Genomic DNA, 25,142 nt, shown 5'->3' on the forward strand with positions numbered 1-25,142 from the left:
TCAGATCGCCACGGGTGCGGATTCGGCGGGTACGCCGCGTCCGGTGATGGCGAGGAAGGCGTCCTGCAGGCTGGCCCCCGGATCGCCCGCGTAGCGCCGCTTGAGCTCGGCGGGCGTGCCCTCGGCAACGACGGAACCGGCGTCCACGACCACCACGCGGTCGGCGAGGGCATCGGCCTCGTCCAGGTAGTGCGTGGTGAGGAAGATCGTGGTGCCGTGCTCGGCGCGGACCTCACGGACCAGGTCCCACAGGTCGGAGCGGCTGCCAGGGTCCAGTCCGGTGGTCGGCTCGTCCAGGAAAAGGATCTCGGGGCGGTTCACCAGGCCGAGCGCGATCTCCAGCCGGCGGCGCTGGCCACCGGACAGCGCGCCGGTGGGACGGTCCAGGAGGTCGGTGAGGCCGAGATCGTCCGCCACCTCCTGGGCCCGCTCCCGTGCGGCGGCCTTCGGCAGCCGGTGCAGCCGCGCCTGGGTGACCAGTTCCTCGCGCGCGTCGCACGCCGGGTCGAGGCCACCCGACTGCGCCACGTACCCGATCCGCTCGCGCACCCGCCCGGGCTCGCGAAGCAGGTCGTGCCCGGCGACCTCGGCCTCGCCGCCGCTCGGCGGCAGCAGCGTGGTGAGCATTCGCAGGGTCGTGGTCTTCCCGGCGCCGTTCGGGCCGAGGAAGCCGAGGATCTCGCCTCGATCGGCCGTGAGGTCGATGCCTCGGACGGCGTGCACGGGACCGCTCTTGAGGGTGAACGTCCGGGTCAGGCCCCGGATCCGGATTGCTGGAGTGGACATGGCCGCCAGAAAACCACAACTAACTACAAACTTGCAATCGGCTTAAAGTTTGCAACACGGTCTAGACTGTTTCGCCGAGGGAGGGCGGCATGACGGAGGGGCTGCGGGAACGCAAGAAGCGCCGGACCCGGCGGCACATCGCCGAGACCGCGACCGGGCTGTTCGTGGAGCGCGGGTTCGCCGAGGTGACGATCGCGGAGGTCGCCGAGGCGGCGGAGGTGTCGGTCAACACCGTCTACAACTACTTCGCGTCCAAGGAGGACCTGGTCCTCCCGCCGGACCAGGCGTCCGCCGAACGGCTCGCCGCCATCGTCCGCGAACGGCCGGACGACGAGTCTCCCGCACGCGCCGTACTGGCCCGGCTCCGCTCGGAGATCCAGGACCGGGATCCCGGCCTCGGCCTGACCGAGGGCTTCGGACGGGTCTTCGAGATGATGCGGGGCGCGCCCACGCTGATGGCGCGGCTGGAGGATCTGGGCGAGCAGATGGTCGCCGCGCTCGCCGCCGTCCTGGCCGAGGAGACGGGAACCGATCCGGCCGCCCCACTCCCCCGGCTCGTCGCGGGCCAGATCGGCTGGTGCCACGCGCAGGTCCTCGGCGAGATCGGCCGGCGTACCGCCGCCGGCGAGGACCCCGAAACGATCGCCGCCACCACGCTCGGCCTCCTCGACGTCATCGAGAGCCTGCTGGGCCACCGCGTACTCACCTATCCAGGCGGGACAGCTACCCAGACGTGACGCCTACCCGGCGTGACGCCTGCCTGGGTCGAGTTGCCCTGCTCGAGTTGCCGGCTCCGCGTTGTCGGCTCGAGTTGTCGGCTCCGCGTTGCCCCAGTCCGAGAGACAGGACCGGCCGCTCGTGGAGATCACGGACGAGGTGTTTTCGCCGCTGGTGCGGGTTTCGGGGCGCAAGACGGACGTTGCGCACGATACAACTCGTTCATGGGTAATAACGGCGAGCCGCGGCGGATGCCCCGCAAGATCTACCAGACGGAACTTCTGCGCTTGCAGAACGAGCTGGTGAAGATGCAGGCCTGGGTCCGTGCGGAGAACGTGCGGGTCGTGGTCGTGTTCGAGGGACGGGATGCGGCGGGGAAGGGTGGTGCCATCCGGCGCGTCTCCCAGTTCCTCAACCCGCGCTTCGCGCGTACCGCGGCGCTCCCCACCCCGACGCAGCGCGAGGAGTCGCAGTGGTTCTTCCAGCGCTACATCGAGCACCTGCCGGCGGGCGGGGAGATGGTGCTGTTCGACCGCTCCTGGTACAACCGCGCCGGGGTCGAGCACGTCATGGGGTTCTGTACCGATGACGAGTACCGGCGCTTCCTGCGGCAGTGCCCGGTGTTCGAGCGGCTCCTGGTCGAGGACGGGATCCTGCTGCGCAAGTACTGGTTCTCGGTCAGCGACGAGGAGCAGGCGCGGCGGTTCCGGAGCCGGGCCGACGATCCGATGCGGAGCTGGAAGCTGTCACCGATGGACCTGGAGTCGGTCACCCGCTGGGAGGACTACTCGCGGGCCAAGGACGCCATGTTCGCGCACACCGACATCCCCGAGGCGCCCTGGTACGTGGTCGAGGCCGACGACAAGCGCACCGCGCGGATCAACATGATCGCGCACCTGCTGTCGACCGTCCCGTACCAGGACATCAGCGCTCCCCGGCTGAAGCTGCCGGAACGGCCGCCGTCCCGAGGGTACGAGCGGCCGTCCCGGGACACCCAGACCTACGTGCCCGACCACGCGGCCTCGCTCACCACCTGAGCGTTCGCAGGGCGAGCGTTCCCAGGCCGAGTGCTCCCAGGCTGAGTGCTCCCAGGCTGAGTGCTCCCAGGCTGAGTGCTCAGCGGCTGACGGGGGCTCCGTCGCGTTCGGCGGCCAACTGGAGGGCGACATCGATGATCATGTCCTCCTGGCCGCCCACGTAGCCGGCCTCGCCGACCCGCTGCAGGATGGCGTGCGCGGGAACGTCGTAGCGTTCGGCGGCCCGTTCCGCATGCAGCAGGAAGCTGGAGTAGACCCCGGCGTACCCCTGCGTGATGGCGGAACGGTCGGCGAACGGCAGCCGTGGCAGGAACGGCCGGACGACGTCCTGTGCCGCCGCCATCACGCCCTGGACGTCCACACCGGTGGTGATGCCCATCCGCTCGAACGTGGCGGCCACGATCTCGGTCGGGGCGTTGCCCGCGCCCGCGCCGAGCGCGCAGAGCGCCCCGTCGATCTGGCGCGCCCCGTTCTGGACGGCCAGGACGGAGTTGGCCACGCCCAGCGAGAGGTTCTGGTGGCCGTGGAAGCCCACCTGCGCCTCGTTCCCGACCTCCTCGACCAGTGCGGCGACCCGTTCCTGCGCGTCGCCGAGCACCATCGCGCCGGCCGAGTCCACGACGTACACGCACTCCGCACCCGCGTCCACCATGATCCGGGCCTGCCGGGCCAGCTCCACGGGGCCGATGCGGTGCGACAGCATCAGGAAGCCCACGGTCTCCATGCCCAGGTCGCGGGCGGCGGCGAAGTGCTGCGCCGACACGTCCGCCTCGGTGCAGTGAGTGGCGATCCGCGCCACCGACGCACCGGCGCCGTGCGCCTGCCGCAGGTCCTCGACCGTACCGAGGCCGGGAAGCAGCAGCACCGCGATGCGGGCCCGCTCCGCCTCGTCGACGGCCGCGCCGATGAGCTTGATCTCGTCCTCGAGAGAGAACCCGTAGTTGAAGGAGGAGCCGCCCAGCCCGTCGCCGTGCGCCACCTCGATGACCTCCACCCCGGCGGTGTCGAGGGCGTGCACGACGCCGCGCACCTCACCCTCGGTGAACCGGTGCGCCATGGCGTGGCTGCCGTCGCGCAACGTGGAGTCGGTGATCCTGATCTGCTCGCTCACGCGGTCACCTTTCCGAGCGCCAGCCGCTCGCCCACGGAGGCGGCGGCGGCGGTCATGATGTCGAGATTGCCGGCCCACGGCGGCAGGTAGTCGCCGTTCCCCTTGACCTCCAGGAACACCGCCACGCGCGCGCGGTCGTTCCAGATGTCGCGCGGGCCGTCGAACTGCGGCTCGGCGCGCAGGGCATAGCCGGGTACGTACGCCGCCACCCGCGCGACCATCGCCTGCACGGATGCGGTGATGGCCTCGGTGTCGGCGTCGGCCGGGATGGCGCAGAACACCGTGTCCCGCATGATCATCGGCGGATCCACCGGGTTCAGGATGATGATCGCCTTGCCCCGCTCGGCGCCGCCGACCGCCTCGATCGCGCGGGCCGTGGTCTGGGTGAACTCGTCGATGTTGGCCCGGGTGCCGGGCCCCTCCGAACGGGACGCGATGGAGGCGACGATCTCGGCGTACGGAACCGGGACCACTGAGGAGACCGCGTGCACGATCGGGATCGTGGCCTGGCCACCGCAGGTGATCATGTTGAGGTTGGGCGCGTCGGTCAGGTCGTCCAGGTTGACCGGCGGGCAGACGAACGGACCCGCCGCGGCCGGGGTGAGGTCGATGGCCTGGATGCCGGCGGCGGCATAGCGCGGGGCGTTGGCCAGATGCGCCTTGGCGGAGGTGGCCTCGAAGACCAGATCCGGCAGGTCGTCCTGGGCCAGCAGCCAATCCACGCCGCCGGCCGACGCCTCGACACCGAGCTCGCGCGCCCGGGCCAGCCCGTCCGACGCCGGGTCGACGCCGATCATCGAATGGACCTCGATCGTCTCGCTGCGCAGCAGCTTGACCAGCAGGTCGGTCCCGATGTTGCCCGGACCGACGATCGCGGCCGTCGTCTTGCCGTCTCTCATCAGCTCTCCTCTAATAGACCGCGCGGCCCTAAAGACCAGCAGTGCCTCAAGAACCGGTGGGGTCTCGAAAACGGGCTGTGACGTTGCCGATCCCAGCGAACGTGGCGGTGAACGTGTCGCCGGTGGCGATCGGGACGGCCGCGGTGATCGAGCCGGGCAGCACGACGTGCCCGGCTTCCAGCGCGACGCCCATCGGGCCCAGCACGTTCGCCAGCCACACCAGCGCGTTGAGCGGCGAGCCGAGCACGGCCCCGCCCGCGCCGGTGTCCACCAGATCGCCGTTGCGGTGCAGCAGGCAACCGGTCAGTGACAGGTCGAGGCCGTCCGGCCGAACCGGGGTGGTCCCCAGCACCACGCCGCCGCTGGAAGCGTTGTCGGCGACCGTGTCGGGCAGCGTGATCTTCCAGTCCGCGATCCTGGAGTCGATGATCTCCAGCGCGGGGAGCACGAAGTCCACCGCCGCGACGGCGTCCGCCGCGGTCACGCCGGGACCCGCCAGCGGCCGGCCCAGCACGAACGCGATCTCCGGCTCGATCCTGGGCTGCACGAAGCGGCGGATGTCGATCGGGGCGCCGTCGGTGTGGAACATCGTGTCCAGCAGATGCCCGTAGTCCGGCTGGTCCACCCCGAGCTGGCGCTGCATCGCCGCCGAGGTCAGCCCCACCTTGTGGCCCTTGATCACGGCGCCGTCCGCGACCCACCGTTCCACCTGCGCACGCTGGATCGCGTACGCGTCCGCGAGCGAGAGATCAGGGACCTCTTCCGTCAGCGGCCGGACCGGGACGCGTGACGCGTACGCGCCCAGCAGGCCCGCGGCCGCCTTCTCCACAGCTTCGAACCTCATGGCGGTGCCTGTTTCCCTGGCTGTGCCTGTTTCCCTAGCCGTGCCGGTTTCCCTGGCAGAGTCGGGGTCCATGGCCGTCCTTTCATCGTTTCCGCAGGTGAATACTGCGCCCGCCGGACCACGGCGGCCAAGGAACGCGTCCCACGTCACGGGACGGCCACCCGAAATCGTCCATAAGCTGGAGTAATGGCGGCGACGACGGACGGCCTTCGTACCCCGGACGACCCTCGCGTCCCGACGGAGGACACCTACCTCCATCGGGTGATGACCGTCCTGGGCGCATTTCGGGCCGAGGAGAACGCGGTGGGCGCCGCCGAGCTGGCCCGCCGTACCGGCCTGCCCAAGTCGACCGTGCACCGCATCGTGCAGTCGCTGGTCGAGGAGGGCATGCTCGAACGGCACGGCTCGGAGGTACGGCTCGGGCTGCGGCTGTTCGAGATCGGGCAGCGGGTGCCCCGGCAGCGGGCACTCCGCGACGCCGCGCGCCCCTACATGTCCGACCTGCGCGAAGCGACCCGGCAGACCATCCACCTGGCCGTGCTGGAGGGCAGCGAGGTCGTGTACGTGGACATCCTCGTCTCGCCCGGCGGCCCGTCGCTGCCGTCCCGCGTCGGCGGCCGGCTGCCCGCGCACGCGACCGGGGTCGGCAAGGCGATCCTGGCCTTCTCACCGCAGGAGACCGTCCGGGCCGTACTCGAAGGCGAGCTGCCCCGGCTCAGCGAACGCAGCAACGTCGCGCCCGGGCTGCTGGCCAAGGAGCTGGCCGCCATCCGCCGCGCGGGCGTCGCGTACGACCACGAGGAGTCGGGCCTGGGCGTGGTCTGCGCGGCCAGCCCCGTCATCGGCCTGGACGGCGAGGTGCTGGGGGCGCTGTCGATCTCGGGCTGGAGCAACCGGATGCGGCTCGACCAGGTCTCCCCCGCCGTGCACACCGCCGCACTCGCGCTCTCCCGGACACTCGGCCACCGCGACGCGGACCCGCCGCGCTAACCGAACATCCCTGCGCTAGCCCGAGCGCCTTCCCGCCCTGGCCGAGCCTCCCTGCGCCAACCGCCCCGTCCCGTCCCGCCCCGCCTCGCCTCGCCTCGCCTCAGCCGAGTTTTTCGGCGAGGAGCCTGGCCAGAGCCCAGTCCTGGGCGGCGGTACCTACCGACTTGTAGACCGTCCACGCGGCCGCCGGCGGCACGGACCTGCCCAGCGCCTCGCCCAGCGGGATCAGATCGCCGGTCCCGATCTCGCCGCTGCGCACGGCCTGGATGATCTCCCCGGCCTCGGCGAGCACGGCCTCGCGGTCGTCGACGACAAGGGCGGCCGCGCTCAGCAGCTCACCGGGCAGTTCCTGCATGCTCGGCCGGTACGAGCCGATCGCGTTGACATGCACGCGCTCCGGCAGCGCGGACGCCGGGAACAGCGGCTCGGTCGCGGGGGTGGCGCAGCAGACGATGTCGGCACCGGCCACCGCCTTGGCCGCGTCCCTGGTGACCCGGATCTCGGTCCCGGGCAACTCCCCGGCGAGGATCTCGGCCAGCAGCGCAGCGCGTTCGGACCCCGTACCGACGATCGTCAGCTCGCGCAGCGGGCGTACCGCGTGCACGCCCCGTACCTGATCGGCGGCCTGAGCCCCGGCGCCGATCAGCACCAGCCGGGAGGCACCGGGCGCGGCCAGCAGGTCCGTCGCCACCCCGGTCGCGGCGCCGGTACGCAGCGCGGTGACCGGACCGGCGTCGAACATCAGCGGTTCGGGACGCCGGTCCGACCAGAGAATCGAGCCCGTGATCGCGGCCCCACCGCTCTCAGCATCAGCGCCCTCAGCGTCCGTGCCCTCAACCCCTGTGCCCCCAACCCCTGTGACCTCAGCATCTGTGCGCCCGAAGTCGAGCCGCAGTGTCTTGACCGCCAGCGTCCCGGTCGGGCGGTGATGGATCGGCATGATCAGGAAGCCGCCGTCGTCCAGGACGGTCCGCGGCGGCTGCTCGAAGCGTCCCGCCGCGGTGTCCAGGAACGCCGACCGCACCGCGGCGATCGCCTCCGCCATCGAGACCGCCCGCCGGATCTCCGCCGCACCGATCACGCCACCACCCCATCGAATCGTCCGGTTCCTGCCTTCCCTATTCTCCCGGGTGTCCGGGCCCAAATCCCGGATGCGACGGGCCCGGATGCCCCACGGCGCCGGGGCCTCGGAAATCCGCAGGTCGAAGTCATTCTTGATCGACATCCCCGGGCGACGGGCGCCCGGCGAGCCCGCGGGGTTAATATCGCTATTGGGTTACTTGCCAGTAAACGGCCCACCGACCCAGGAGGCGACCTTGAGCGAGCGAACGGGAACCGGGGTCAGGAGCGTTTCGGAGCCCTTCTGGGGAACGCTCCCGGTGGAGGTGGTCGAGCCCCTCCACCCGTACGTGGACGACGTCGCGCACGAGATGATCGACTGGATCCGCAAGCGCATCCCCGAGTACGCGCGCCCGTTCGGCAGCAACTACGGGCAGAAGATGTGGGGCGCCGTCCGGCGGGCCGTCTCGGACTTCCTGGTGGTGGTCTCCAGCCCGGACGCCTCCTGGGAACCGCTGCGCGAGATCTACGCCGAGATCGGCGCGTACGAGGCCCGCAAGGGACGCAGCCTGGAGAGCCTGCAGACCGCGATGCGGCTGTGCGGCCAGGTCGCCGCCCGCCGGTTCACCCAGACCGCGGCCCGGCTGGACTGGCCGCACGAGACGCTGGGCCGGATGATCGAGTCGCTGTTCGCCTATCTCGACGCGATCTCCGAGGCGGCCACCGACGGGTACGCGCGGGTCCATGACCGGCCCGGCAGCCAGCGCGAGCATCTGCGCGCCCGGCTGCATGCCATGCTCACGGCGGACGGCCTGGCCGACCGGGTGGCGATCACCCAGCTGGCACGGTCCACCGGATGGGGCACGCCGTCCTCCATCGCCGTCGTGGCCGTACGCAGCCTGGGCGACCAGACACCGCCGCTGCTGCCGCCGCCCGTCCTGGTCGACTGGCAGAGCCAAGTGCCCTCGCTCGTACTGCCCGACCCCGACAGCCACGGGCACCGGCACCTGCTGGCCGCGCTGGGCGACCTGCCCGCCGCCGTCGGCCCGACCGTCGACCTCTCGCGCGGCAGCGTCTCGCTGCTGTGGGCCCGGCGGGCACTGGAGCTGTCGGAGGCGGGCAAGCTGCCCGGCGACGGCGTCATCCGCTGCGTCGACCACCTGCCCACGCTCGTCGCCTCCGTCGGCCTCGACCTGATCGAGGCGGCGATCCCGCAGCGCCTGGCACCGCTGATGGACCTCACTCCCAACCAGCGCAGGCGCCTGATCTCCACGCTGCTCACGTACCTGGAGAACGGTCGCAACGCCGCCGCCGCGGCCCAGCGCCTCAACGTCCACACGCAGACCGTGCGCTACCGGCTGTCCAGCCTGGAGGAGCTGTTCTCCGGCGAGCTGAACGACCCCGACCACCATCTGGAACTCCTCCTGCTGCTGCACAGCTGGCAGCGCCTGCTAGAGCCCACCGCGGATTAGACCGGCCACGAACCAGCCGGAACGCGAGTCCACCAAATGCGACTCGGTGGGAATCCGAGTCGGCCGCAATGCGGATCAGGCCGAACGCGAATGTGGCCGAACGCCCGTCAGACCGGCCGCGGATCGGGCCATCACCCGATCAGGCCGGTCGGATCAGGCTGGTCGCGTCGGGCTGGTCGGATCAGGCTGGCCGGTCGCAGATTAACCTGACGCGGTGGTCCGGGAGATCTCCCTCAGCTAGCCTGACCAGGAACGAGTCCGGCTGACCGGCTCGAGCCCGCCCTGATCCCCTTGCAGGGCTGCCACGGAAGGAAACCCGGATGAACAAGAGCGAGCTCGTCGACGCCGTGGCCGAACGGACGGGCACCGACCGCGCGGTCGCCCGCCGTCATGTGGACGCCGTGTTCGAGGCCATCATCGACACCGTCACCTCGGGTGACCGCGTACTGGTGACCGGCTTCGGGACCTTCGACCGGTTCGCCCGACCGGCCCGTACCGCCCGCAACCCCCGTACCGGCCAGTCCATCGAGGTGGCGGCCGCTGACGTGCCGCGCTTCCGGGTCGGCCAGACCTTCAAGAACCGCGTGGCCGATGGCGGCGCCGTCCAGGTGACGCCCCCGGCCGAGGCCGCCAAGCCCGCGAAGCCCGCGGCTTCCAAGCCCGCCGCTGAGGCCGCGCCTTCGGATGCCGCGTCGGCCGAGGTGAAGAAGGCCAAGAAGCCCAAGAAGGCGAAGCAGGCGAAGAAGGAGCCGGCGGCCAAGAAGGCGACCGCCAAGAAGCCCGGCGGGAAGAAGAAGGGCACCTCCAGCAAGAAGGCCGCAAAATAACCTTCCGACTGCCCGCACCGGGTGAGCCGCCCAGTACCCGACCACCGGAACCCGTCTCGCTCGGGCCCGTCTCGGCCCCGTCTCGCTCGGTATCTGTCTGTGCCGCTCGGTGTCTGTCTGTCGCGCTCGGTGTCTGACCCGCTCGGTGTCTGACCCGCTCGGTGTCTGACCCGCCCGCTGCACGGTCGGTCTCGCTCTGAGATGATCGGGAATTCGTGTTCGAGGCGTGGGAGGCACCGGTTTGAGCGACGACGCGCCGCGCGGAATCCTGAGTCTGCTCGATCTCACGGCACTGGACGAGGACACCTTCCTCGTCACCGCGGCCTCGACGATCGGGCGGGAACGACTCTTCGGCGGGCAGGTGGCGGCGCAGAGCCTGCGCGCGGCCTGCCTCACCGTGGGGCCGGGACGGCTGCCCCATTCGCTGCACGCGTACTTCATCAGGCCCGGCCGGCCCAAGGAGGAGCTGCGGTTCGACGTGGCTCGGACCCGGGACGGGCGGACGTTCTCGACCCGGCATGTCACGGCCTCCCAGGGCGGCAAGCCGATCTTCGAGATGATCGGCTCATTCCATGACGAGGAGCCGGGCTACGACTGGCAGCCGGCGGAGCCGCCGACTGCGAGCGTGCCGCCGGAGGAGCTGGAGCCGCCGGCGATGCCCGCGTTCTTCCGGCATCCGCCGGGCTTCGACATCCGGATCGTGAACCCCGCCCGTCCAGGCGAGTTCCCGATGCGCCATCCGTTCTGGATCCGTTCGGGGGAGCCCGTCGGGGACGATCTGTCGCTGCACGCGTGCCTGATCGCCTACCTGTCGGACATGGCCGTGGTCAGCGGCGCACGGCCGCCGGGCGCGCCCCGCGAGCTGGCGGCGGCGGTCAGCCTGGACCACGCCCTATGGTTCAACCGGCCCGCTCGCGTCGACGAATGGCTGCTGTTCTCGATCGAGCCGGCGACGAACTTCGGCGCCCGCGGCCTCGCCCTCGGAACCCTGCACACGAGGGACGGGCTACTGGTCGCCTCAATCGCTCAGGAGGCCCTCCTGCGACCGGCCGGCGGCTTCTGACCCGGACCCCATCGAGGCCGGTAGTACCTCCGAGGCTGGTGGTACTTCCGAGGCTGGTACTTGTGGGGCCGCTCCTTGCGAGGCCGGCACTTCTGAGGCGGGCGCCGCTGAGGCCGGTGCTCCTGGGATCGGTGCTCCTGCAGCCGGTGCCGGTGCAGCCGGTGCCGCTGAGGTAGATATCCCTGAGGTAGAAGCCACTGGGGCGGGTGCGGCCAAGCGGAGGGCTGCGGGTGCGGTGGTGGGTACGGCCGGATCTTGCGGTACGACCCATTCGATCCGCCGGTAGGCGGCCCCCGGCTCCGGGCGGGTGTCCTGCTCACCTCGGTTGGGCCAGAACGCCATGGCCCGCTCGGCCTGGGCGGTGATGGTGAGGGACGGGTTCACGCCCAGGTTGGCGGTGACCGCCGAGCCGTCCACGATGTGCAGGCCGGGGTGCCCGAACACGCGATGGTACGGATCGATGACCCCGGTCTCGGGCGAGTCGCCGATGACGCAGCCGCCGAGGAAGTGCGCGGTGGTCGGAATGTTGAACAGGTCGAACCACGTACCGCCCGGCGTCGCCCCGAGTTCCTCGGCGAGCTTTCGGGTCGCGTCGTGGCCGATGGGGATCCAGGTGGGGTTGGGTTCGCCGGTTCCCTGCCGGGCGGTCAGCAGCCGCCGTCCCAGCAGGCTCCGCCTGGCCCTGACGGTGATGGAGTTGTCGTGCGTCTGCATGACCAGGGCGATGATCGTCCGCTTGGCCCAGTCCTTGAGCGACAGGCCGCGCAGGATGACGGTCGGGTGCCGGGCGCTCTGCCCCAGGAACTTGGCCCAGCGCGGGAAGCGTCCGCCGCCGTCGACGAGCAGCGTACGGATGGCGCCCATCGCGTTGCCGGCGCTCCCGTACCGGGTCGGTTCGATGTGGGTGTTCTCGTCCGGGTGGAACGAGGAGGTGATGGCCAGGCCCGTGCTGTGGTCCAGGTCCTTCTCGCGGTGCCACACGGTCATGCGTTCCACGCCGAGCAGGGCCTCGGAGTTGGTACGGGTCAGCTCGCCCAGCCGTTCGGAGATGCCGGGGAGCCGGCCCTTGCCGCGCATCTCGTGCAGGAGGGATTGGGTCCCGTACGTACCGGCGGCCAGGACGACCTGCCCGGCGGTGAGCCGTCGGGTCCTGCGGAACGGCACCCCGGTCCGGACGACCTCGATCTCGTACCCGCCGCCCTCCCTGGGTGCCACGGCCTTGACGGTGCTGTCGGGCAGCACCGTGACGCCCTTGCGCTCGGCCAGGTAGAGGTAGTTCTTCGTCAGCGTGTTCTTGGCGTTCGCGCGGCAGCCGACCATGCAGGAGCCGCAGGCGATGCAGGCGTTGCGGCGTGGTCCCGCACCGCCGAAGTACGGGTCGTCGGCCTCCTCGCCCGGCGCGGTGCCCTCGTCGCCGAAGAAGACCCCGACCGGGGTCACATGCCAGGTGTCGCCCACGCCCATCCGTTCCGCGACGCGGCGGATCGCCTCGTCGGCCGGGGTGATGAGCGGGTTGGGTGTGACGCCGAGCATCCGCTGCGCCTGGTCGTAGAAGGGCCGGAGCTCCTCCTGCCAGTCGGTGATGTGCCCCCACTGGCGATCGGTGAAGAACGGCCGCGGCGGTACGTACAGCGTGTTGGCGTAGACGAGCGAGCCGCCGCCGACGCCCGCCCCGGCCATCACCAGGACCTTGGCCTTGCCCCGGACGAGATGGAAGCGCTGGATACCGCGCATTCCGAGCCTCGGCATCCAGAGATATTTGCGGAGCCGCCAGTTGGTCTTGGGCAGTGCGTCGTCATCGAAGCGGCGTCCCGCCTCCAGGACCGCCACCCGGTAGCCCTTCTCCGCCAGCCGCAGCGCCGCCACACTGCCGCCGAACCCGGAGCCGACCACGATCACGTCGTAGTCGTGCCCGTGGTCTTCGTGCCCGTGTTGGTACCCGTGCCCGTGGTCCTGGTCTCGGTCGTCGTCCGTTCCCGCCATGGCCGGTCGCCTCCCGTCTCCCCCGACGAGTGCTGGAGGAACGACTATCGACCCGCGCCCTCCGCAGCGCCATGTGCCCGTGTCATCACTTTGGGGCGTGCTTTGTCATCCCGGTGACAACACCGCTCGCCCGGGCGCTCGCTCGGCTGCGTCGACAGCGCCGTCAGTCCCGTGGGAACCGTGTGCCCTGAAAGCCGGACGTGTCCTGAAGGCCAGATGTGCCCTGAAGGACGGAGCGGGCGCGCCTCGCGTCGGCGGCGAGCCGTTCGATCTCCTCACGGGCCAGGTCGTCACGTACGGTCGCGGCGAGCAGATCGCGGTAGCGGGCGTTCTGCTCGGGCAGGCACCGCATGACCTGCCACTCGTGGTACGCGTCGTCGGCCTCGCGCGCGTGCCGGGCGTACGTCTCCAGGGCCTCCACGCGTTCGGTGACGGACCGTACCGAAAGGTCGAGGGCGCGCCGCTGCGGCTCCAGCAGTGCGCGGACGCGCGGCGACAGGCGTTCGGGGCGCTGGGCCGCGCGCTCGCGCCGCAGCCGGGTGTGCTCGGCCAGCGCGCGTGCGATCGCCCATTCCTGTTCGGGGAGCGCGACCTCGTTGCGGGCGTCGTCGAGGAGCCCGGCCGCGTGCGCCTCCGACGCGAGCACCGCGTCGGCCGCCTGCTGGGCGCGCCACAGCAGCCGGGCGGCGGGCCGGTCGAAGTCGCCGGGCAGCAGGTAGCGGCCGTGGTGCTCGCGGGCGGCCCGCGCGGCGGCGGGCTCGCGTACGTGCCGTACCGCGCCCGCCGCCCAGCCGGTGAAGCTGGCGGCGGCCAGCAGCGCCGCGGCCTCGCCCAGGCCGAGCAGGATGAGCAGGATCTGGAAGAACGGCGTGATCATCATGGCCAGCACCGCGCCGCGGCCCCAGCGGAAGACGCTGTCCATCAGGTCGTCCTCGTCGAGCGAGGCCAGGAAGAACACCCGGATCCAGCCACCCGGCAGCACGCCGTAGAAGAACGCGAACAGCGGGATCCAGATCGCGCGTCCGATGATGGTCGCGAGCCCGGGCCGCGGTGGCGGGGGCGCGGGCAGCGTCGCGGGAACGAGCCGTTCGGGCGCGGCGGCCAGCAGCGCGCGATCACCGCCGGGGATGTCCGGGTCGAAGACGGGGCGGGGACGGCTGTCGTCGGTCATGGGCACTCCCACCGCTCGGGGGCTTACCACGCCCTTCCGTGCTATCACGCCGGGGCGACAGCGCTCCAGAACGTCAGCCGGATCGGCTGCCTGGCGGCCCCGCCAGTGCGGTGTGGACGGCAGCGGTCACCGTCCCCGGATCGGGATGGGGCAGGATCGCGGCCAGGTGCGCGTCGGGGCGTACGAGCCATGCCTCGCCGGGTCGTACATCGAGCACCTTGGCCAGGTCGCCCGCCGGATCGAGGCCGTCCAATTCCAGGACGCGCAACGGCGCGGCGGTGGCGGCACCAGCGGCCCTCCCCAGGTCATCGACCGAGCAGCCCGGGGCGCACAGCAGCGTGAACCCGCCGCGGAGCAGTTCCCGCAACCTCGTGATCCCTGGCCGGTCCGGAATCTCGACCGGCGCGTCCGGCACGATCACGCCGGGCGCGGGCGGATGGACGGCCCCCTTGGGCGGGCGGCCGGTGAGCGGCCGGGTCGGCTCCGGCGTCGTGAGCGGCGACGTCCCGTACCAGAACGGCTCGGCGAACCGCCCGGAGTCGATTTCGCCAAGGGCCCGCGGATCGGCGGCGGCACGTTCCAGCGCCGCGCTGCGCCGGGCGCGAGCCTCCTCGCCCTGCGGTACGAGGAAGCGCATCGTGGCGGCGGTGACGTCGAGGTTCTCCAACGCCGCCGCGTGCCGTTCAAGGTGATAGGTCTCCAGCAGCTCGGGCGATGCCCAGCCGCGCGCCACGAACGCGATCTTCCAGGCGGCGTTCTCGGCGTCGGGGACCCCGGAGTTGAGCCCGCGCGCACCGAACGGCGCGTACAGGTGCGCGGCATCCCCCGCCAGCAGCACTCGCCCGGCCCGCATCCGGTCGGCCACCCGGGACTGGAAGCGGTAGACCGAGTGCCAGAGCAGCCTGTACGGACGGTCCCCGATGACCTGCCGCACCCGCCGGTCGAGCTCCGCGCCCCTTTCTCCCCCGCCCCTTTCTCCCGTGCCCCCTTCTCCCGTGGCCTCTTCTCCCGTGGCCTCTTCTCCCCTGCTCACTCCCCCCGCGCCCACGTCTCGCTGGCCTGGTTCGCGCTGGCCCATTTCGCGCTGGCCGACGTCTCTCTGGCCCACTTCGGCAGCGAGCGAGAACCCGGGCGGTACCTGCCAGTCGATCCGGTAGCGCGAGCCGGGGCATGGATGAATGAGGACTTGGCGGCCGGGATTCCAGGGCGGGTCGAAGTAGAAGCGGCGCTCGCATTCCCAGCCGGGCAGATCGGCCTCGATGTCGACGATCAGGAACTCGTCGTCGAAGCTCTCCCCTGGGAAGCCGATCCCGAGGCCCTCCCGTACGGCGGCACCCGAACGCCCGGCACCCGAACAGGCCACCACGTACGACGCCCGAATCGCGTCGCCCGAACCGCACCGCACCGTCACGCCGTCGGCGTCCTGGTCGAGGCCGGTCACCTCGCAGCCCCAGCGGACATCGATCAGGTCAGGGCGGGCGGCGGCGCACCCGTCCAGGATCTCCTCGGTACGGGATTGGGAGATGTTGACGCACGGCGGCAGCGTTCCGGCATCGGCGAACCGCCAGGAGAACAACTCCCGATCGCGGTAGTAGGTGCGCGCCGTCGTCCAGGCCAGGCCCTCCTCGGCGATCCGGCCGGCGCCCGCGTGGCACCAGATGTCCAGGACGTCGCGCTGCTGGCAGATCGAGCGCGACCCGATGGGCTCGCGGGCCAGGTGCCGTTCCAGAACGACGACCGGCAGCCCCCAGCGGGCCAGCAGCAAGGCGGCGGTCAGGCCCACCGGCCCGGCTCCGATCACGACCACAGGATCCATCCAGCCGCCCTCCCTCAATCGCCGCCCTCCCATCGGTCGTGCCTCGCCGTCAGTTCTTTCTCGCCGTCAGTCCTGTCCCACCGTCAGTTCTGTCTCGCCGTCGTTTCTGTCTCGCTGTCAGTCCTGTCCCAGCGTCTCGGTCGTGCCTGACCATCAGTCCTGGAGTTGCGCCCAGACCTCCCGATCCCGTTCGGCCGTCCAGATCCGGGGACGTTCAATGCCGGCGAGCTCGTCCCATAGCCGGGAGACGTCGAACGGCAGGCAGTGCTCGAAGATCGGCCAGCCGCCGTAGTCCGGCGCGAGGACGGCGTGCACGGCGGCGAAGGCGTCCTTGAGCGAGCCGCCCCGATCCTTGACCCTGGTCACCTCGGTGATCATCACGTCCAGAAAGTCACGGGTCTGGGCGATCGCGGCCCGTACCGCCTCTCGGCCGTGCGCGACGGCACCGCGCCCGCCGACCAGCGTGCGGGCACCGAACGAGTCGACGTGGTCCAGCGTGCCGGTCGCCCAGTCACGGTGGAACGCGTCACCGGTGTAGAGAGCCGCCTGGGTTTCCACCAGGTCGCCCGCGAACAGCACATGCTGCTTGGGCAGCCAGGCCACGATGTCGCCCTCGGTATGGCCGCGCCCGCAGTACGCCAGGTCGAGATCGCCGCGATCGCCGCCCAGCGCGATCGTGAGGGTGTCGGAGAAGGTCAGCGTCGGCCAGGTGAGCCCCGGAATGCCCTCGGGTTCCTTGAACAGCCGCGGCATCCGGCCGTACTCCGACTCCCAGTCCTGCAGCCCGCGCTCGCGGATCAGCGAGCGGGTGCGGTCGTGCGCGATGATCGTCACGTCGCCGAACGCGCTGGCGCCCAGCACCCGTACCGCGTGATAGTGCGACAGCACGAGGAAGCGGATCGGCTTGTCGGTGTGCTCGCGCAGCACCGCCAGCCAGTCGCGGGCCGCGGCGGGGGTGGCCAGCGCCTCGAAGCAGACCAGGAAGTCCTCGCCCTCGATCGCCCCCACGTTCGGATCGCCCTCGGCCGTGAGGGCGTACACGCCGTCGGCGAGGACCTCGAGCGTCTGTTCCTTCTGCTCCAGATCGGCGGACGACGCGAACGGTTTGGGCATCTTCGCCCCTTCACTCTCATGGAGGGCACAGCCCACTCGTGAACGGCACAGCGCACGCGTGGACAGCACAGCACACGACGAAACCAGCGGACAGCACGCGGAGGGTTCATTCCCCGTACGGAGCACCGGATAATCCCCCAGGACGGCGCGCACCCGCCGGCTTCGCCGGGTCGAGCCGGCGGGTGAAGGATCTTGAACCGGGAAAGGATGGCACCGTGACCCCAGCCGAACATCTGCTCTCCGCCGAGCATGTGCCTCCAGACGAGCACGTGTCTCCAGACGAACACGTGTTTCCAGACGAACACGTGTTTCCAGACGAACACGTGTTTCCAGACGAACACGTGACCGCAGCACAGTTCAAGATCACTGGCGAAGACGTGACCGCAGCGGAACACCGGGTCACCAGGGAACACGGCGTCACGGACGAGCTCGCAATCACGGACACGCAAGGGGTCACACACCAGCACGTGAGCGCGAGCGGGCACGGCATCAGGGGCGCGCGCTTGGTCACGGCCCCACACAGGGTCGCGAACGGGTACCGGGCCGCGAACGGGTACGGGATCACGGCTGAGCACAGGGCCGCGGACGAGCACACGAACACGGCCGAGCACGGGTTGACGGGAGAGTCCGGGGGGAGTGTCGGGATCGGGTGAGCGTCGCGCTGGGCGTGATCGCCGTCTTCCTGCTGACCGCGGCGACGGGATGGTTCGTGGCGATCGAGTTCGCCTACGTCACCGCCGACCGGCTGGAGCTGGAGCAGCGGGCCCGGGAGGGCGACCGGAAGTCCGCGCGTGCCGTACGGGTCATGGAACGGGTGTCGTTCATGCTGTCGGGCGCGCAGCTGGGCATCACGGTGACCGCACTGGTCGTCGGGTTCATCGCCGAGCCCGCGCTGGGTGGCCTGATCGCCCCGGGCCTGCGTGCCGTGGGCGTGCCCGAGGGTGCGGTCGGCGGGATCGCGGTCGCGCTCGGGTTCGCGCTGGCGACGATCGTCCAGATGGTGCTGGGCGAGCTGTTCCCCAAGAACCTGGCGCTGGCCGCGCCGGAGCCGCTGGCCAGGGCGCTGGCCCGTTCGGCGCTGGTCTACCTCACGGTCGCGGGGCCGCTGATCCGGTTCTTCGACGCCTCCGCCGACCGGCTGCTGCGCTCGGTGGGGATCGAGCCTGTGGAGGAGCTGCACCACGGCGCCACGCTGGAGGAGCTCGGCCACATCATCGGCGAGTCGGAGGAGGAGCTGCAGGAGGGCCACGCCGACCTGCTGGAACGGGCCCTGGTGTTCTCCGAGCGTACGGCCGAGGAGGTCATGGTGCCCAGGGTGGACGTGGTGACCGTCCAGGACACGACGCCGGCCAGCGAGTTGAGCGAGATCATCACCGCGCACGGGCACAGCCGCTACCCGGTCGTCGGCGAGAGCGTCGACGACGTCATCGGGGTGGTCGGGCTGGAGGAGCTCGTCCGGCTGCGTCCGGGCGAGGCGGCCCGGACACTCGTCCGCGACATCGCCAGGCCCGCGCCGATGGTCCCCTGGACGCTGCCGCTTCCCGAAGTGGTCGCCCGGCTGCGCGGTGAGGGCGGCGCGAACGGCGACGGGGACGGCTCGCGCACCCGCGAGGGCGCGAGTACCGGAGAGGGCGCAAGTCCTGCAGAGGGCGCGAGTCCTGGAGAGGGCGCGAGTCCTGAGGGGGGCGCGGCCGGTGAAAGCGCGGGCACCGGCGAGGGCGCGGTGGCCTGCGTGGTGGACGAGTACGGCGGGTTCGCCGGCCTGATCGCGTGGGAGGACGTGGCCGAGGAGCTGGTCGGGGAGATCGCCGACGAGAGCGACATGGAGGAGGACCTGGCCATCCGCAGCGGCGAGTGGTGGACGACCGACGCCGGCCTGCGGGTGGACGAGGTCGCGCACGAGACCGGGATCGCGCTGCCCAAGGGCGACTACGAGACGGTCGCCGGGCTGCTGCTGAAGCTGCTGGGCCGTGTCGCCGAGCCCGGTGACGTGGTGACCGTGGACCTGGCGTCGGCCCGAGCCGGGGATCCGCCGCGCCATGCCGTGGTGGAGGTGCTGACGGTGCATCGCCACGTACCCGAGATGATCCGCTTCAGGGTCGAACCCCGTCCGCATCCGCTCGGCCGTCCCCAGGACGAGGAGCGCATGTGAACCTCTCCACCGGGATCCCGCTCACCATCGCGCTGCTGGCCGCCAACGGCTTCTTCGTCGCGGCCGAGTTCGCGATGGTGGCGGCCAAGCGCCCGCGACTGGAGCGGGCCGCCGCGCGCGGCAGCCGTACGGCGGCGTCGGCGGCGGCGGGGATCGGTGAGCTGTCGCTGATGCTGGCGGGGGCCCAGCTCGGCATCACAATGTGCTCGCTGGGACTGGGGCTGGTGTCGGAGCCGCTGTTCGCCGAGACGCTGACGCCGCTGTTCCACGCGGCCGGGCTGCCGGAGTCGGCCTCGCACGCGGTGGCGTTCGTGCTGGCACTGGGCGTGGTGACGTTCCTGCACATGGTGGTCGGCGAGATGGCGCCCAAGTCGTGGGCGATCATCAGGCCGGAACGGTCGGCGATGATCCTGGCCGTTCCGTTCCGCGCGTTCACCACCGTGGTACGTCCCGTGCTGGCGGCGCTCAACTCGACCACCAACCTGCTGCTGCGGATGGTGGGAGTGCCGCCGCGCGACTCGATGAGCGTCTCCCGTACACCGGAGCAGCTGCGCAACCTGGCGGTGGAGTCGCGCCGCCTCGGCCTGATCGAGGAGAGCGACCTGCACCTGCTCACCGCCGCGCTGGACGCGCCGCAGGCCCCGCTGGCGGGCCTGGTCGTCCCGGTCGCCGACGTCGTCGCCGTCTCCCCCACGGCGACCCCCAGGGAGATCGTCGAGACCGCGGCCCGTACCGGTCGGCTGCGCCTGATGCTGCACGGGACCGCCGGTGAACCGCCCCGGATGGTGCATGTCCGTGACGCCTACCTCGCCCAGGCGCGCGGACGGAACGTCCCGGCCCGCGAGCTCGCCCATCCGGTCCCGGAACTGACCGTCCAGACCCCGGTCACCGAAGCGGTGGCGACACTGCGCGCCCGGCACAGTCATCTCGGCCTCGTCCGGGACGGCGAAGGCCGGATCGCAGGCCTGATCAACCTGGACGACCTGCTCAGCACCCTGATCGTCAACCCGCACTGATCATCGCCCCTGGCCGTTCCCCAGCCAAGCCCGTTCGTCAGCCCGGACCGTGCCTTCAACTCGGACCGTTCTTCAACCCGGAGACCGGCCTTCAACTCGGACCGGTTCTCCACCCCAGACCGGCCGTCAACCCAGGTTGACACCTGCTCGACGTCAACGTACATTGACAATATGGCTGATGGAGTGAAGCTCGCCGAAGAGGCGGGCAGCCGGGACCCCGCGGTCGGGCTGCGAGCCGTCCGCGCCCTGCGCGAGCTGGCCGAGCGCCTGGAGGCGCTCCAGGTCGCCAGCGCGCGGGACAAGGGCTGGTCCTGGCAGGACATCGCGGTCTGCCTCGGCGTGAGCCGGCAGGCCGTCCACAAGAAGCACGGCGGCGGCCGGTCGATCCTGAAGAGGGAATCGACCCTGAAGAAAGAACGGTGACGGGGATGTTCGAGCGATTCACCAAGGAGGCCAGGGCCGCGGTGATCCAGGCACAAGCGGAGGCCAGGGCCCTGTCCCACCGCACCATCGGGCCCGAGCACGTCCTGCTCGGCCTGCTCGACGGCGAGGGCCCGGCGGCGCAAGCGCTGCGCGACCACGGCGTGTGGCCGGTGGGCCTGCGCACCGCCATCGGACGCAGGGGCGGCACCGGCCCGCTCGATGCCGAGGCGCTCCGCAGCCTCGGCATCGACCTGGACGCGGTGCGCGAGGCGGCCGAGGAGTCGTTCGGCGAGGGTGCTCTCGACGCGCCGCCCGGCCGGTTCCGCAAGGGGCACATCCCGTTCTCCAAGGAGGCCAAGAAGGCCCTGGAGTTGAGCCTGAGGCACGCCATCCGGCTCAAGCACAAGGAGATCAACGGCGGGCATATCCTGCTGGGCATCCTGCACGACGAGGACTTCGCCTCCGTGCTGGTGCTGTCGGAGATGGGCGTGGACGTCGCCGCCCTGCGCGAGGACGTCACCCGCCGGCTCGCCGCCGACGCCGCCTGACCTGCCGGAGCGCGGACCACCAGCCCGCAGGACCACCAGCCCGCAGGCCCGCCAGACCGCAGGACCACGGGGCCGACCGGGACGGCCCGGGCGGGTTCGCGGCGCGGATCGCTCCATGTCCATCCAGAGCATGCTCACTCACAAGCATGCTCCCTCGAAAGCATGCTCATCAAAGGGCGATCACTCGGAGCGTGATCCCTCAAAGCATGATCGCTCGGAAGCATGATCGCTCGGAAGCATGATTGATTGAAGTCATGACCGTACTGGTGGACGCGCTCCGGCATCTCATCCCAGCGGACCGGGTCGTCACCGACCCCGACGTGATCTCCGCGTACGCGCACGACGAGGCCGAGTGGGCTCCGCACGGGACGCCCGCCGTCCTCGTCCGCGCCGGATCCACCGAGGACGTCCGGGCTCTGGTGACCGTGTGCGCGGAACGCGGCGTACCGATCGTCCCGCGCGGGGCCGGGACGGGCCTGTCCGGCGGGGCGAACGGCATCGACGGCTGCGTGATGCTGTCCCTGGAACGGATGAACGAGATCGTCGAGATCGATCCGCACGAGCGGCTGGCGGTGGTCCAGCCCGGCGTGGTCAACGACGATCTCCGCGCCGCGTGCGCCGAGCAGGGCCTCTGGTATCCCCCGGACCCGGCCAGCTCTCCCTGGTCCACGATCGGCGGGAACGTGGCCACCAACGCGGGCGGCGTCTGCTGCGTCAAGTACGGCGTCACCCGCGACTACGTCCTGGCCGTCGAGGCGGTCATGGGATGCGGCGACGTCGTACGGCTGGGACGCCGTACCGCCAAGGGCGTGGTCGGGTACGACCTGTGCGGGCTGATGGTCGGTTCCGAGGGCACGCTCGGCGTCATCACCGAGATCACCGTACGGCTGCGCGGCGCCCGGCCGAAGGAGCGGACGGTCGTCGGCTACTTCGACGACCTGCACGCCGCCGGTGAGGCCGTCAGCGCCGTCGCCGCGGCCGGGATCGTCCCGAGTGCCTTGGAACTGGTCGACCGGCACTGCCTGGAGGCCGTCGACCAGTGGAAGAACATGGGCCTGTCGGCCGACGCGAACGTCCTGCTCCTCGGCCGCAGCGACACCCTCGACGATACCGAGGCCGACGCGATGGCCCGCTGCTTCAAGGACGCCGGGGCCACCTGGAGCGCCCGTTCGACCGACGAGGAGGAGGCCGAGGCGCTGTTCGCGGCCCGGCGGCTCGCCTATCCGGCCCTGGAACGGCTCGGACCCGTCCTGACCGAGGACGTCTGCGTACCGCGCCGCCTCGTACCGGAGATGCTGCGCCGCATCGAACGCACCGCCCGCGACCACGACGTCCATATCGCCAACGTCGCGCACGCCGGCGACGGCAACCTGCACCCGCTGATCATCACACCGGCGGGCGACGACGCGGCCAGGTCCCGGGCGCAGCGGGCGTTCGACCGGATCGTGGACGACGCCATCGCGCTCGGCGGCACCGTCACCGGCGAGCACGGCGTCGGCCTGCTCAAACGGCGCGGACTGCACGCCGAACTCGATCCGGCCGCCGTCGCCCTGCACCACGCCATCAAGAACGCGGTGGACCCGGCCGGCATCTTCAACCCCGGCAAAGTCTTCGGTGACCCGTCCTCCTGAACCGCATGGCGGCCGATGTCCCGGGTAGGGCGACCGGCACACGACACCCGCACAGTCCGCTCACACGCGATCCAATCACACGCAGTCCACCCGCACAGTCCGTTCACACAGGCCACTCGCACACGGGGCACTTGCACACAGCCACTTACACACAGGCCGCACACAGGTCCCCTCACACGGGTCCCAGACACAGGTCCGTCCCCACACAGGTCGCACCCACAGGTCATACGCACAGGACACCCACACGCGTCACACCCACGCGTCACACACAGGCAACCGCAGCGTCCAGGAGGCACACCATGCGCGTCGTGGTCGTCGGCGCGACCGGCAACGTCGGCACCAGCACCGTCCAGGCGCTGGCCGCCGATCCGGCGATCACGTCGATCCGGGGGCTCGCCCGCCGCCGCCCGGCCCTGAAGATCGACAAGACCGAGTGGGCCGTGGCCGACGTGTGCGGCACCGATCTGGTACCGCACTTCCGGGGCGCGGACGCGGTCGTCCATCTGGCGTGGCTGTTCCAGCCCACCCACTCCCCCATGATCACGTGGCGGGCCAACGCGCTCGGCAGCCTCCGCGTCTTCGAGGCCGTCGCCGAGGCGGGCGTCCCGGCGCTGGTCTACTCCTCGTCGGTCGGCACGTACTCTCCAGGCCCCAAAGACCTTCCGGGCCCCAATGACCCTCCAGGATCCAGGGATCCCCGTGGTGACGAGAACCGTGGTGGCGAGAACCGTGGTGGCGAGAACCGTGGTGAGGAGAGCCGTGGGCACCGGAACGGCGGTCATCAGAACGGCGGTCAGAGGAACGGTGTCGACGAAAGCTGGCCGACCCACGGCTGGCCGGCGGCCTCGTACGGGCGGGAGAAGCCCTACGTGGAACGGCTGCTCGACATCTTCGAGGCCGAGCATCCCGAACGCCGCGTCGTACGGCTGAGGCCCGGCTTCATCTTCAAGCGCGAGGCCGCCGCCGAACAGCGCCGGTTGTTCGCGGGGCCGTTCGTACCCGGCCGGTTGGCACGGCCCGGGCTGATCCCCGTGGTACCCGACATTCCCGGGCTGCGGTTCCAGGCCTTGCATGCCTCCGACGCTGGCCAGGCGTTCCGGCTCGCGGTCATCGACGACGACGCGCGCGGCCCGTACAACATCGCGGCCGACCCCGTGATCGGCGCCGACGAGCTGGCCGAGCTGATGGGCGCGCGCAAGCTGCCGCTGCCCGCGCGCGGCGCCCGCGCGGCCCTCCGCGCCGCCTGGACGATGGGCCTGGTCCCGGCCTCGCCCGACCTGCTCGACCTGGCCCTGAACGTCCCCATCATGGACACCTCGCGGGCCCGGTCCGAGCTCGGCTGGATGCCCGAGCACACGAGCATGTACGCGCTGCGCGAGTTCCTCGCCGGGCTCCGTTCCGGCGCGGGCATGGACACCCCGCCGCTGGCGCCCGGGACGGGTGGCCCGTTCCGGCTCCGCGAACTGGTCACCGGTGTGGGCCGGCGGCCCTAGCGCTTGCGGCCCACCCCGCCGTGCACCCCCACCTCGCCGCCCAAATCGTTGCCCGCCTCGGCCCGCACCCCAATGCCCGCCTCGGCCCTGGCGCTCACCTCCGCGCTCACCTCGGCGCCCGGTTCGGTGTACGGTGCCGCGGACGTCCCGGCGACCGGCGCGGCCGGACGCCACCGTTCGATCGGCAGAACGCCCGGCGGCACCATCTCCAGCCCCTCGAAAAGGTTCACGATCTGGCCGGGACTACGCAGGTGGTACGGGACCGCGCCGCTCTCGTTGTACTGCTTGCGCGTCGCCTCGACGTTCGCCTGATTGGTGTCGGCGCTGTCGTTGAGTGCGAGGAAGCTGCCCGGCGGCAGCTTGTCCAGCAGCCTCCGCAGGATGCCGCGCGCCTCGGCGTCGCCGTTCTCCGGCGAGATGTGCCCGAGGGTCTGGATCACGATCAGCGCGACCGGCTCGCGTAGATTCAGCGTCCGGCCGGCCTGCTCCAGGATCGCCTCGGGCTGGTGCAGATCGGCGTCGATGTAGGCGGTGGCGCCTTCCGAAGTGCTGGTCAGCAGGGCCCGGGCGTGCGCGAGGACGAGCGGGTCGTTGTCGACGTACACGATCCGCGAGTCCGGTGCTGCCCGCTGCGCGACCTCATGGGTGTTGTCGTGGGTCGGCAGTCCCGTCCCGATGTCCAGGAACTGCCGGATCCCCTCCTCTTTGACCAGGTACGTCACGGCCCGTGCCAGGAACGCCCGGGAGAAGCGCGCGAGGTCGACGATCCCAGGAAAGACCTCCCGGAACTGGTCGCCGAGCTCCTGGTCCACCGGAAAGTTGTCCTTGCCGCCCAGCCAGTAATTCCAGACTCGCGCCGAATGCGGAACGGTGGTGTCGATCCCCTCCATCAGGTCCTTCTCGGCTTCGTCCCAGGAAAACGAGGAATCGCCACTGCTCACTACGGCCTCCAGCGGGTAGAGGGACCCACGTCAACGGTTTCACATCCAGG

General features: G+C 71.0%; 23 protein-coding genes. 13 read left to right on the forward strand and 10 right to left on the reverse strand.

Annotated features, from left to right (window positions below):
* Entirely contained in the window at positions 1-786 is a 786-nt protein-coding gene (locus tag ACH34Q_RS03260; RefSeq protein ID WP_395981200.1) for an ABC transporter ATP-binding protein, read from the reverse strand.
* An 89-nt stretch (positions 787-875) separates the two neighbouring features.
* Between ACH34Q_RS03260 and ACH34Q_RS03265 the strand changes: the two genes are divergently transcribed.
* Complete coding sequence (locus ACH34Q_RS03265; protein WP_395981201.1) at positions 876-1,523, forward strand: TetR/AcrR family transcriptional regulator; 648 nt, start codon at positions 876-878, stop codon at positions 1,521-1,523.
* Between the two features lie 204 nt (positions 1,524-1,727).
* Entirely contained in the window at positions 1,728-2,540 is an 813-nt protein-coding gene (gene ppk2 / locus ACH34Q_RS03270; protein ID WP_395981202.1) for a polyphosphate kinase 2, read from the forward strand.
* 79 nt (positions 2,541-2,619) lie between these two features.
* On the opposite strand, the gene dmpG is transcribed toward ppk2, so the two are convergent.
* From dmpG to ACH34Q_RS03285, 3 genes are read right to left on the reverse strand one after another with little or no spacing between them, the layout of a single operon-like run.
* A complete protein-coding gene (dmpG, locus tag ACH34Q_RS03275; RefSeq protein WP_395981203.1) occupies positions 2,620-3,651 on the reverse strand; it encodes a 4-hydroxy-2-oxovalerate aldolase in 1,032 nt (343 codons plus the stop codon).
* Complete coding sequence (locus ACH34Q_RS03280; protein WP_395981204.1) at positions 3,648-4,550, reverse strand: acetaldehyde dehydrogenase (acetylating); 903 nt, start codon at positions 4,548-4,550, stop codon at positions 3,648-3,650. The genes dmpG and ACH34Q_RS03280 overlap by 4 nt, the downstream gene beginning before the upstream one ends.
* A gap of 46 nt (positions 4,551-4,596) precedes the next feature.
* Positions 4,597-5,394, reverse strand: coding sequence for a 2-keto-4-pentenoate hydratase (locus ACH34Q_RS03285; protein WP_395981205.1), 798 nt, complete (start codon positions 5,392-5,394; stop codon positions 4,597-4,599).
* A gap of 186 nt (positions 5,395-5,580) precedes the next feature.
* Between ACH34Q_RS03285 and ACH34Q_RS03290 the strand changes: the two genes are divergently transcribed.
* On the forward strand, positions 5,581-6,384 hold the full coding sequence (locus tag ACH34Q_RS03290; protein WP_395981206.1) for an IclR family transcriptional regulator: 804 nt from the start codon (positions 5,581-5,583) through the stop codon (positions 6,382-6,384).
* A 100-nt stretch (positions 6,385-6,484) separates the two neighbouring features.
* On the opposite strand, the gene ACH34Q_RS03295 is transcribed toward ACH34Q_RS03290, so the two are convergent.
* Positions 6,485-7,465, reverse strand: a complete 981-nt coding sequence (locus ACH34Q_RS03295) for an ornithine cyclodeaminase family protein (protein ID WP_395981207.1) — start codon at positions 7,463-7,465, stop codon at positions 6,485-6,487.
* Positions 7,466-7,700: 235 nt separating this feature from the next.
* Between ACH34Q_RS03295 and ACH34Q_RS03300 the strand changes: the two genes are divergently transcribed.
* The 3 genes from ACH34Q_RS03300 to ACH34Q_RS03310 all read left to right on the forward strand — a co-directional run bounded on the left by ACH34Q_RS03300 (position 7,701) and on the right by ACH34Q_RS03310 (position 10,805).
* A complete protein-coding gene (locus tag ACH34Q_RS03300) occupies positions 7,701-8,915 on the forward strand; it encodes a helix-turn-helix domain-containing protein (RefSeq protein ID WP_395981208.1) in 1,215 nt (404 codons plus the stop codon).
* A gap of 320 nt (positions 8,916-9,235) precedes the next feature.
* A complete protein-coding gene (locus ACH34Q_RS03305) occupies positions 9,236-9,742 on the forward strand; it encodes an HU family DNA-binding protein (RefSeq protein ID WP_395981209.1) in 507 nt (168 codons plus the stop codon).
* Positions 9,743-9,983: 241 nt separating this feature from the next.
* On the forward strand, positions 9,984-10,805 hold the full coding sequence (locus ACH34Q_RS03310; RefSeq protein ID WP_395981210.1) for an acyl-CoA thioesterase: 822 nt from the start codon (positions 9,984-9,986) through the stop codon (positions 10,803-10,805).
* Here the strand turns inward: ACH34Q_RS03310 and ACH34Q_RS03315 are convergent.
* From ACH34Q_RS03315 to ACH34Q_RS03330, 4 genes are all read right to left on the reverse strand, one after another.
* Positions 10,761-12,788 (reverse strand): GMC oxidoreductase, encoded by a 2,028-nt coding sequence (locus ACH34Q_RS03315; protein WP_395981211.1) that lies wholly within the window; start codon positions 12,786-12,788, stop codon positions 10,761-10,763. The two genes, ACH34Q_RS03310 and ACH34Q_RS03315, sit on opposite strands and share 45 nt — an antisense overlap.
* Before the next feature lie 163 nt (positions 12,789-12,951).
* Entirely contained in the window at positions 12,952-13,959 is a 1,008-nt protein-coding gene (locus tag ACH34Q_RS03320; RefSeq protein WP_395981212.1) for a hypothetical protein, read from the reverse strand.
* A gap of 73 nt (positions 13,960-14,032) precedes the next feature.
* A complete protein-coding gene (locus tag ACH34Q_RS03325) occupies positions 14,033-15,775 on the reverse strand; it encodes an FAD-dependent monooxygenase (protein WP_395981213.1) in 1,743 nt (580 codons plus the stop codon).
* Between the two features lie 153 nt (positions 15,776-15,928).
* On the reverse strand, positions 15,929-16,888 hold the full coding sequence (locus ACH34Q_RS03330) for an MBL fold metallo-hydrolase (RefSeq protein WP_395981214.1): 960 nt from the start codon (positions 16,886-16,888) through the stop codon (positions 15,929-15,931).
* A 215-nt stretch (positions 16,889-17,103) separates the two neighbouring features.
* Between ACH34Q_RS03330 and ACH34Q_RS03335 the strand changes: the two genes are divergently transcribed.
* From ACH34Q_RS03335 to ACH34Q_RS03365, 7 genes are all read left to right on the forward strand, one after another.
* The gene (locus tag ACH34Q_RS03335; protein ID WP_395981215.1) at positions 17,104-17,541 is read left to right on the forward strand and encodes a hypothetical protein; all 438 of its coding nucleotides are present in this window, start codon (positions 17,104-17,106) and stop codon (positions 17,539-17,541) included.
* Entirely contained in the window at positions 17,538-19,040 is a 1,503-nt protein-coding gene (locus tag ACH34Q_RS03340) for a hemolysin family protein (RefSeq protein WP_395981216.1), read from the forward strand. The genes ACH34Q_RS03335 and ACH34Q_RS03340 overlap by 4 nt, the downstream gene beginning before the upstream one ends.
* Positions 19,037-20,056: a hemolysin family protein gene (locus ACH34Q_RS03345; RefSeq protein ID WP_395981217.1), complete on the forward strand. Its 1,020-nt coding sequence runs from the start codon at positions 19,037-19,039 to the stop codon at positions 20,054-20,056. The genes ACH34Q_RS03340 and ACH34Q_RS03345 overlap by 4 nt, the downstream gene beginning before the upstream one ends.
* Positions 20,057-20,227: 171 nt before the next feature.
* A complete protein-coding gene (locus ACH34Q_RS03350; protein ID WP_395981218.1) occupies positions 20,228-20,479 on the forward strand; it encodes an RNA polymerase subunit sigma-70 in 252 nt (83 codons plus the stop codon).
* A 5-nt stretch (positions 20,480-20,484) separates the two neighbouring features.
* Positions 20,485-21,027 carry a Clp protease N-terminal domain-containing protein gene (locus tag ACH34Q_RS03355; RefSeq protein ID WP_395981219.1) on the forward strand — a complete coding sequence of 181 codons (543 nt, stop codon included), beginning with the start codon at positions 20,485-20,487 and terminating at the stop codon, positions 21,025-21,027.
* A 254-nt stretch (positions 21,028-21,281) separates the two neighbouring features.
* A complete protein-coding gene (locus tag ACH34Q_RS03360; protein WP_395981220.1) occupies positions 21,282-22,658 on the forward strand; it encodes an FAD-binding oxidoreductase in 1,377 nt (458 codons plus the stop codon).
* Positions 22,659-22,957: 299 nt separating this feature from the next.
* The gene (locus tag ACH34Q_RS03365; RefSeq protein WP_395981221.1) at positions 22,958-24,151 is read left to right on the forward strand and encodes an NAD-dependent epimerase/dehydratase family protein; all 1,194 of its coding nucleotides are present in this window, start codon (positions 22,958-22,960) and stop codon (positions 24,149-24,151) included.
* Here the strand turns inward: ACH34Q_RS03365 and ACH34Q_RS03370 are convergent.
* Positions 24,148-25,041, reverse strand: coding sequence for an SAM-dependent methyltransferase (locus tag ACH34Q_RS03370; protein WP_395981620.1), 894 nt, complete (start codon positions 25,039-25,041; stop codon positions 24,148-24,150). The genes ACH34Q_RS03365 and ACH34Q_RS03370 overlap by 4 nt on opposite strands.
* Positions 25,042-25,142: the final 101 nt, after the last annotated feature.

The organism is Actinomadura sp. 9N407, assembly GCF_044326315.1.
Classification (GTDB): Bacteria; Actinomycetota; Actinomycetes; order Streptosporangiales; family Streptosporangiaceae; genus Spirillospora.

Excerpts from the sequence above, each read along its gene's own strand:
- ACH34Q_RS03260 (WP_395981200.1), bottom strand. The coding sequence starts at position 786 with ATGTCCACTCCAGCAATCCGGATCCGGGGCCTGACCCGGACGTTCACC.
- ACH34Q_RS03265 (WP_395981201.1), top strand. The coding sequence starts at position 876 with ATGACGGAGGGGCTGCGGGAACGCAAGAAGCGCCGGACCCGGCGGCAC.
- ppk2 (WP_395981202.1), top strand. The coding sequence starts at position 1,728 with ATGGGTAATAACGGCGAGCCGCGGCGGATGCCCCGCAAGATCTACCAG.
- ACH34Q_RS03280 (WP_395981204.1), bottom strand. The coding sequence starts at position 4,550 with ATGAGAGACGGCAAGACGACGGCCGCGATCGTCGGTCCGGGCAACATC.
- ACH34Q_RS03285 (WP_395981205.1), bottom strand. The coding sequence starts at position 5,394 with ATGAGGTTCGAAGCTGTGGAGAAGGCGGCCGCGGGCCTGCTGGGCGCG.
- ACH34Q_RS03290 (WP_395981206.1), top strand. The coding sequence starts at position 5,581 with ATGGCGGCGACGACGGACGGCCTTCGTACCCCGGACGACCCTCGCGTC.
- ACH34Q_RS03305 (WP_395981209.1), top strand. The coding sequence starts at position 9,236 with ATGAACAAGAGCGAGCTCGTCGACGCCGTGGCCGAACGGACGGGCACC.
- ACH34Q_RS03315 (WP_395981211.1), bottom strand. The coding sequence starts at position 12,788 with ATGGCGGGAACGGACGACGACCGAGACCAGGACCACGGGCACGGGTAC.
- ACH34Q_RS03320 (WP_395981212.1), bottom strand. The coding sequence starts at position 13,959 with ATGACCGACGACAGCCGTCCCCGCCCCGTCTTCGACCCGGACATCCCC.
- ACH34Q_RS03325 (WP_395981213.1), bottom strand. The coding sequence starts at position 15,775 with ATGGATCCTGTGGTCGTGATCGGAGCCGGGCCGGTGGGCCTGACCGCC.
- ACH34Q_RS03330 (WP_395981214.1), bottom strand. The coding sequence starts at position 16,888 with ATGCCCAAACCGTTCGCGTCGTCCGCCGATCTGGAGCAGAAGGAACAG.
- ACH34Q_RS03350 (WP_395981218.1), top strand. The coding sequence starts at position 20,228 with ATGGCTGATGGAGTGAAGCTCGCCGAAGAGGCGGGCAGCCGGGACCCC.
- ACH34Q_RS03355 (WP_395981219.1), top strand. The coding sequence starts at position 20,485 with ATGTTCGAGCGATTCACCAAGGAGGCCAGGGCCGCGGTGATCCAGGCA.
- ACH34Q_RS03360 (WP_395981220.1), top strand. The coding sequence starts at position 21,282 with ATGACCGTACTGGTGGACGCGCTCCGGCATCTCATCCCAGCGGACCGG.
- ACH34Q_RS03365 (WP_395981221.1), top strand. The coding sequence starts at position 22,958 with ATGCGCGTCGTGGTCGTCGGCGCGACCGGCAACGTCGGCACCAGCACC.
- ACH34Q_RS03370 (WP_395981620.1), bottom strand. The coding sequence starts at position 25,041 with ATGGAGGGGATCGACACCACCGTTCCGCATTCGGCGCGAGTCTGGAAT.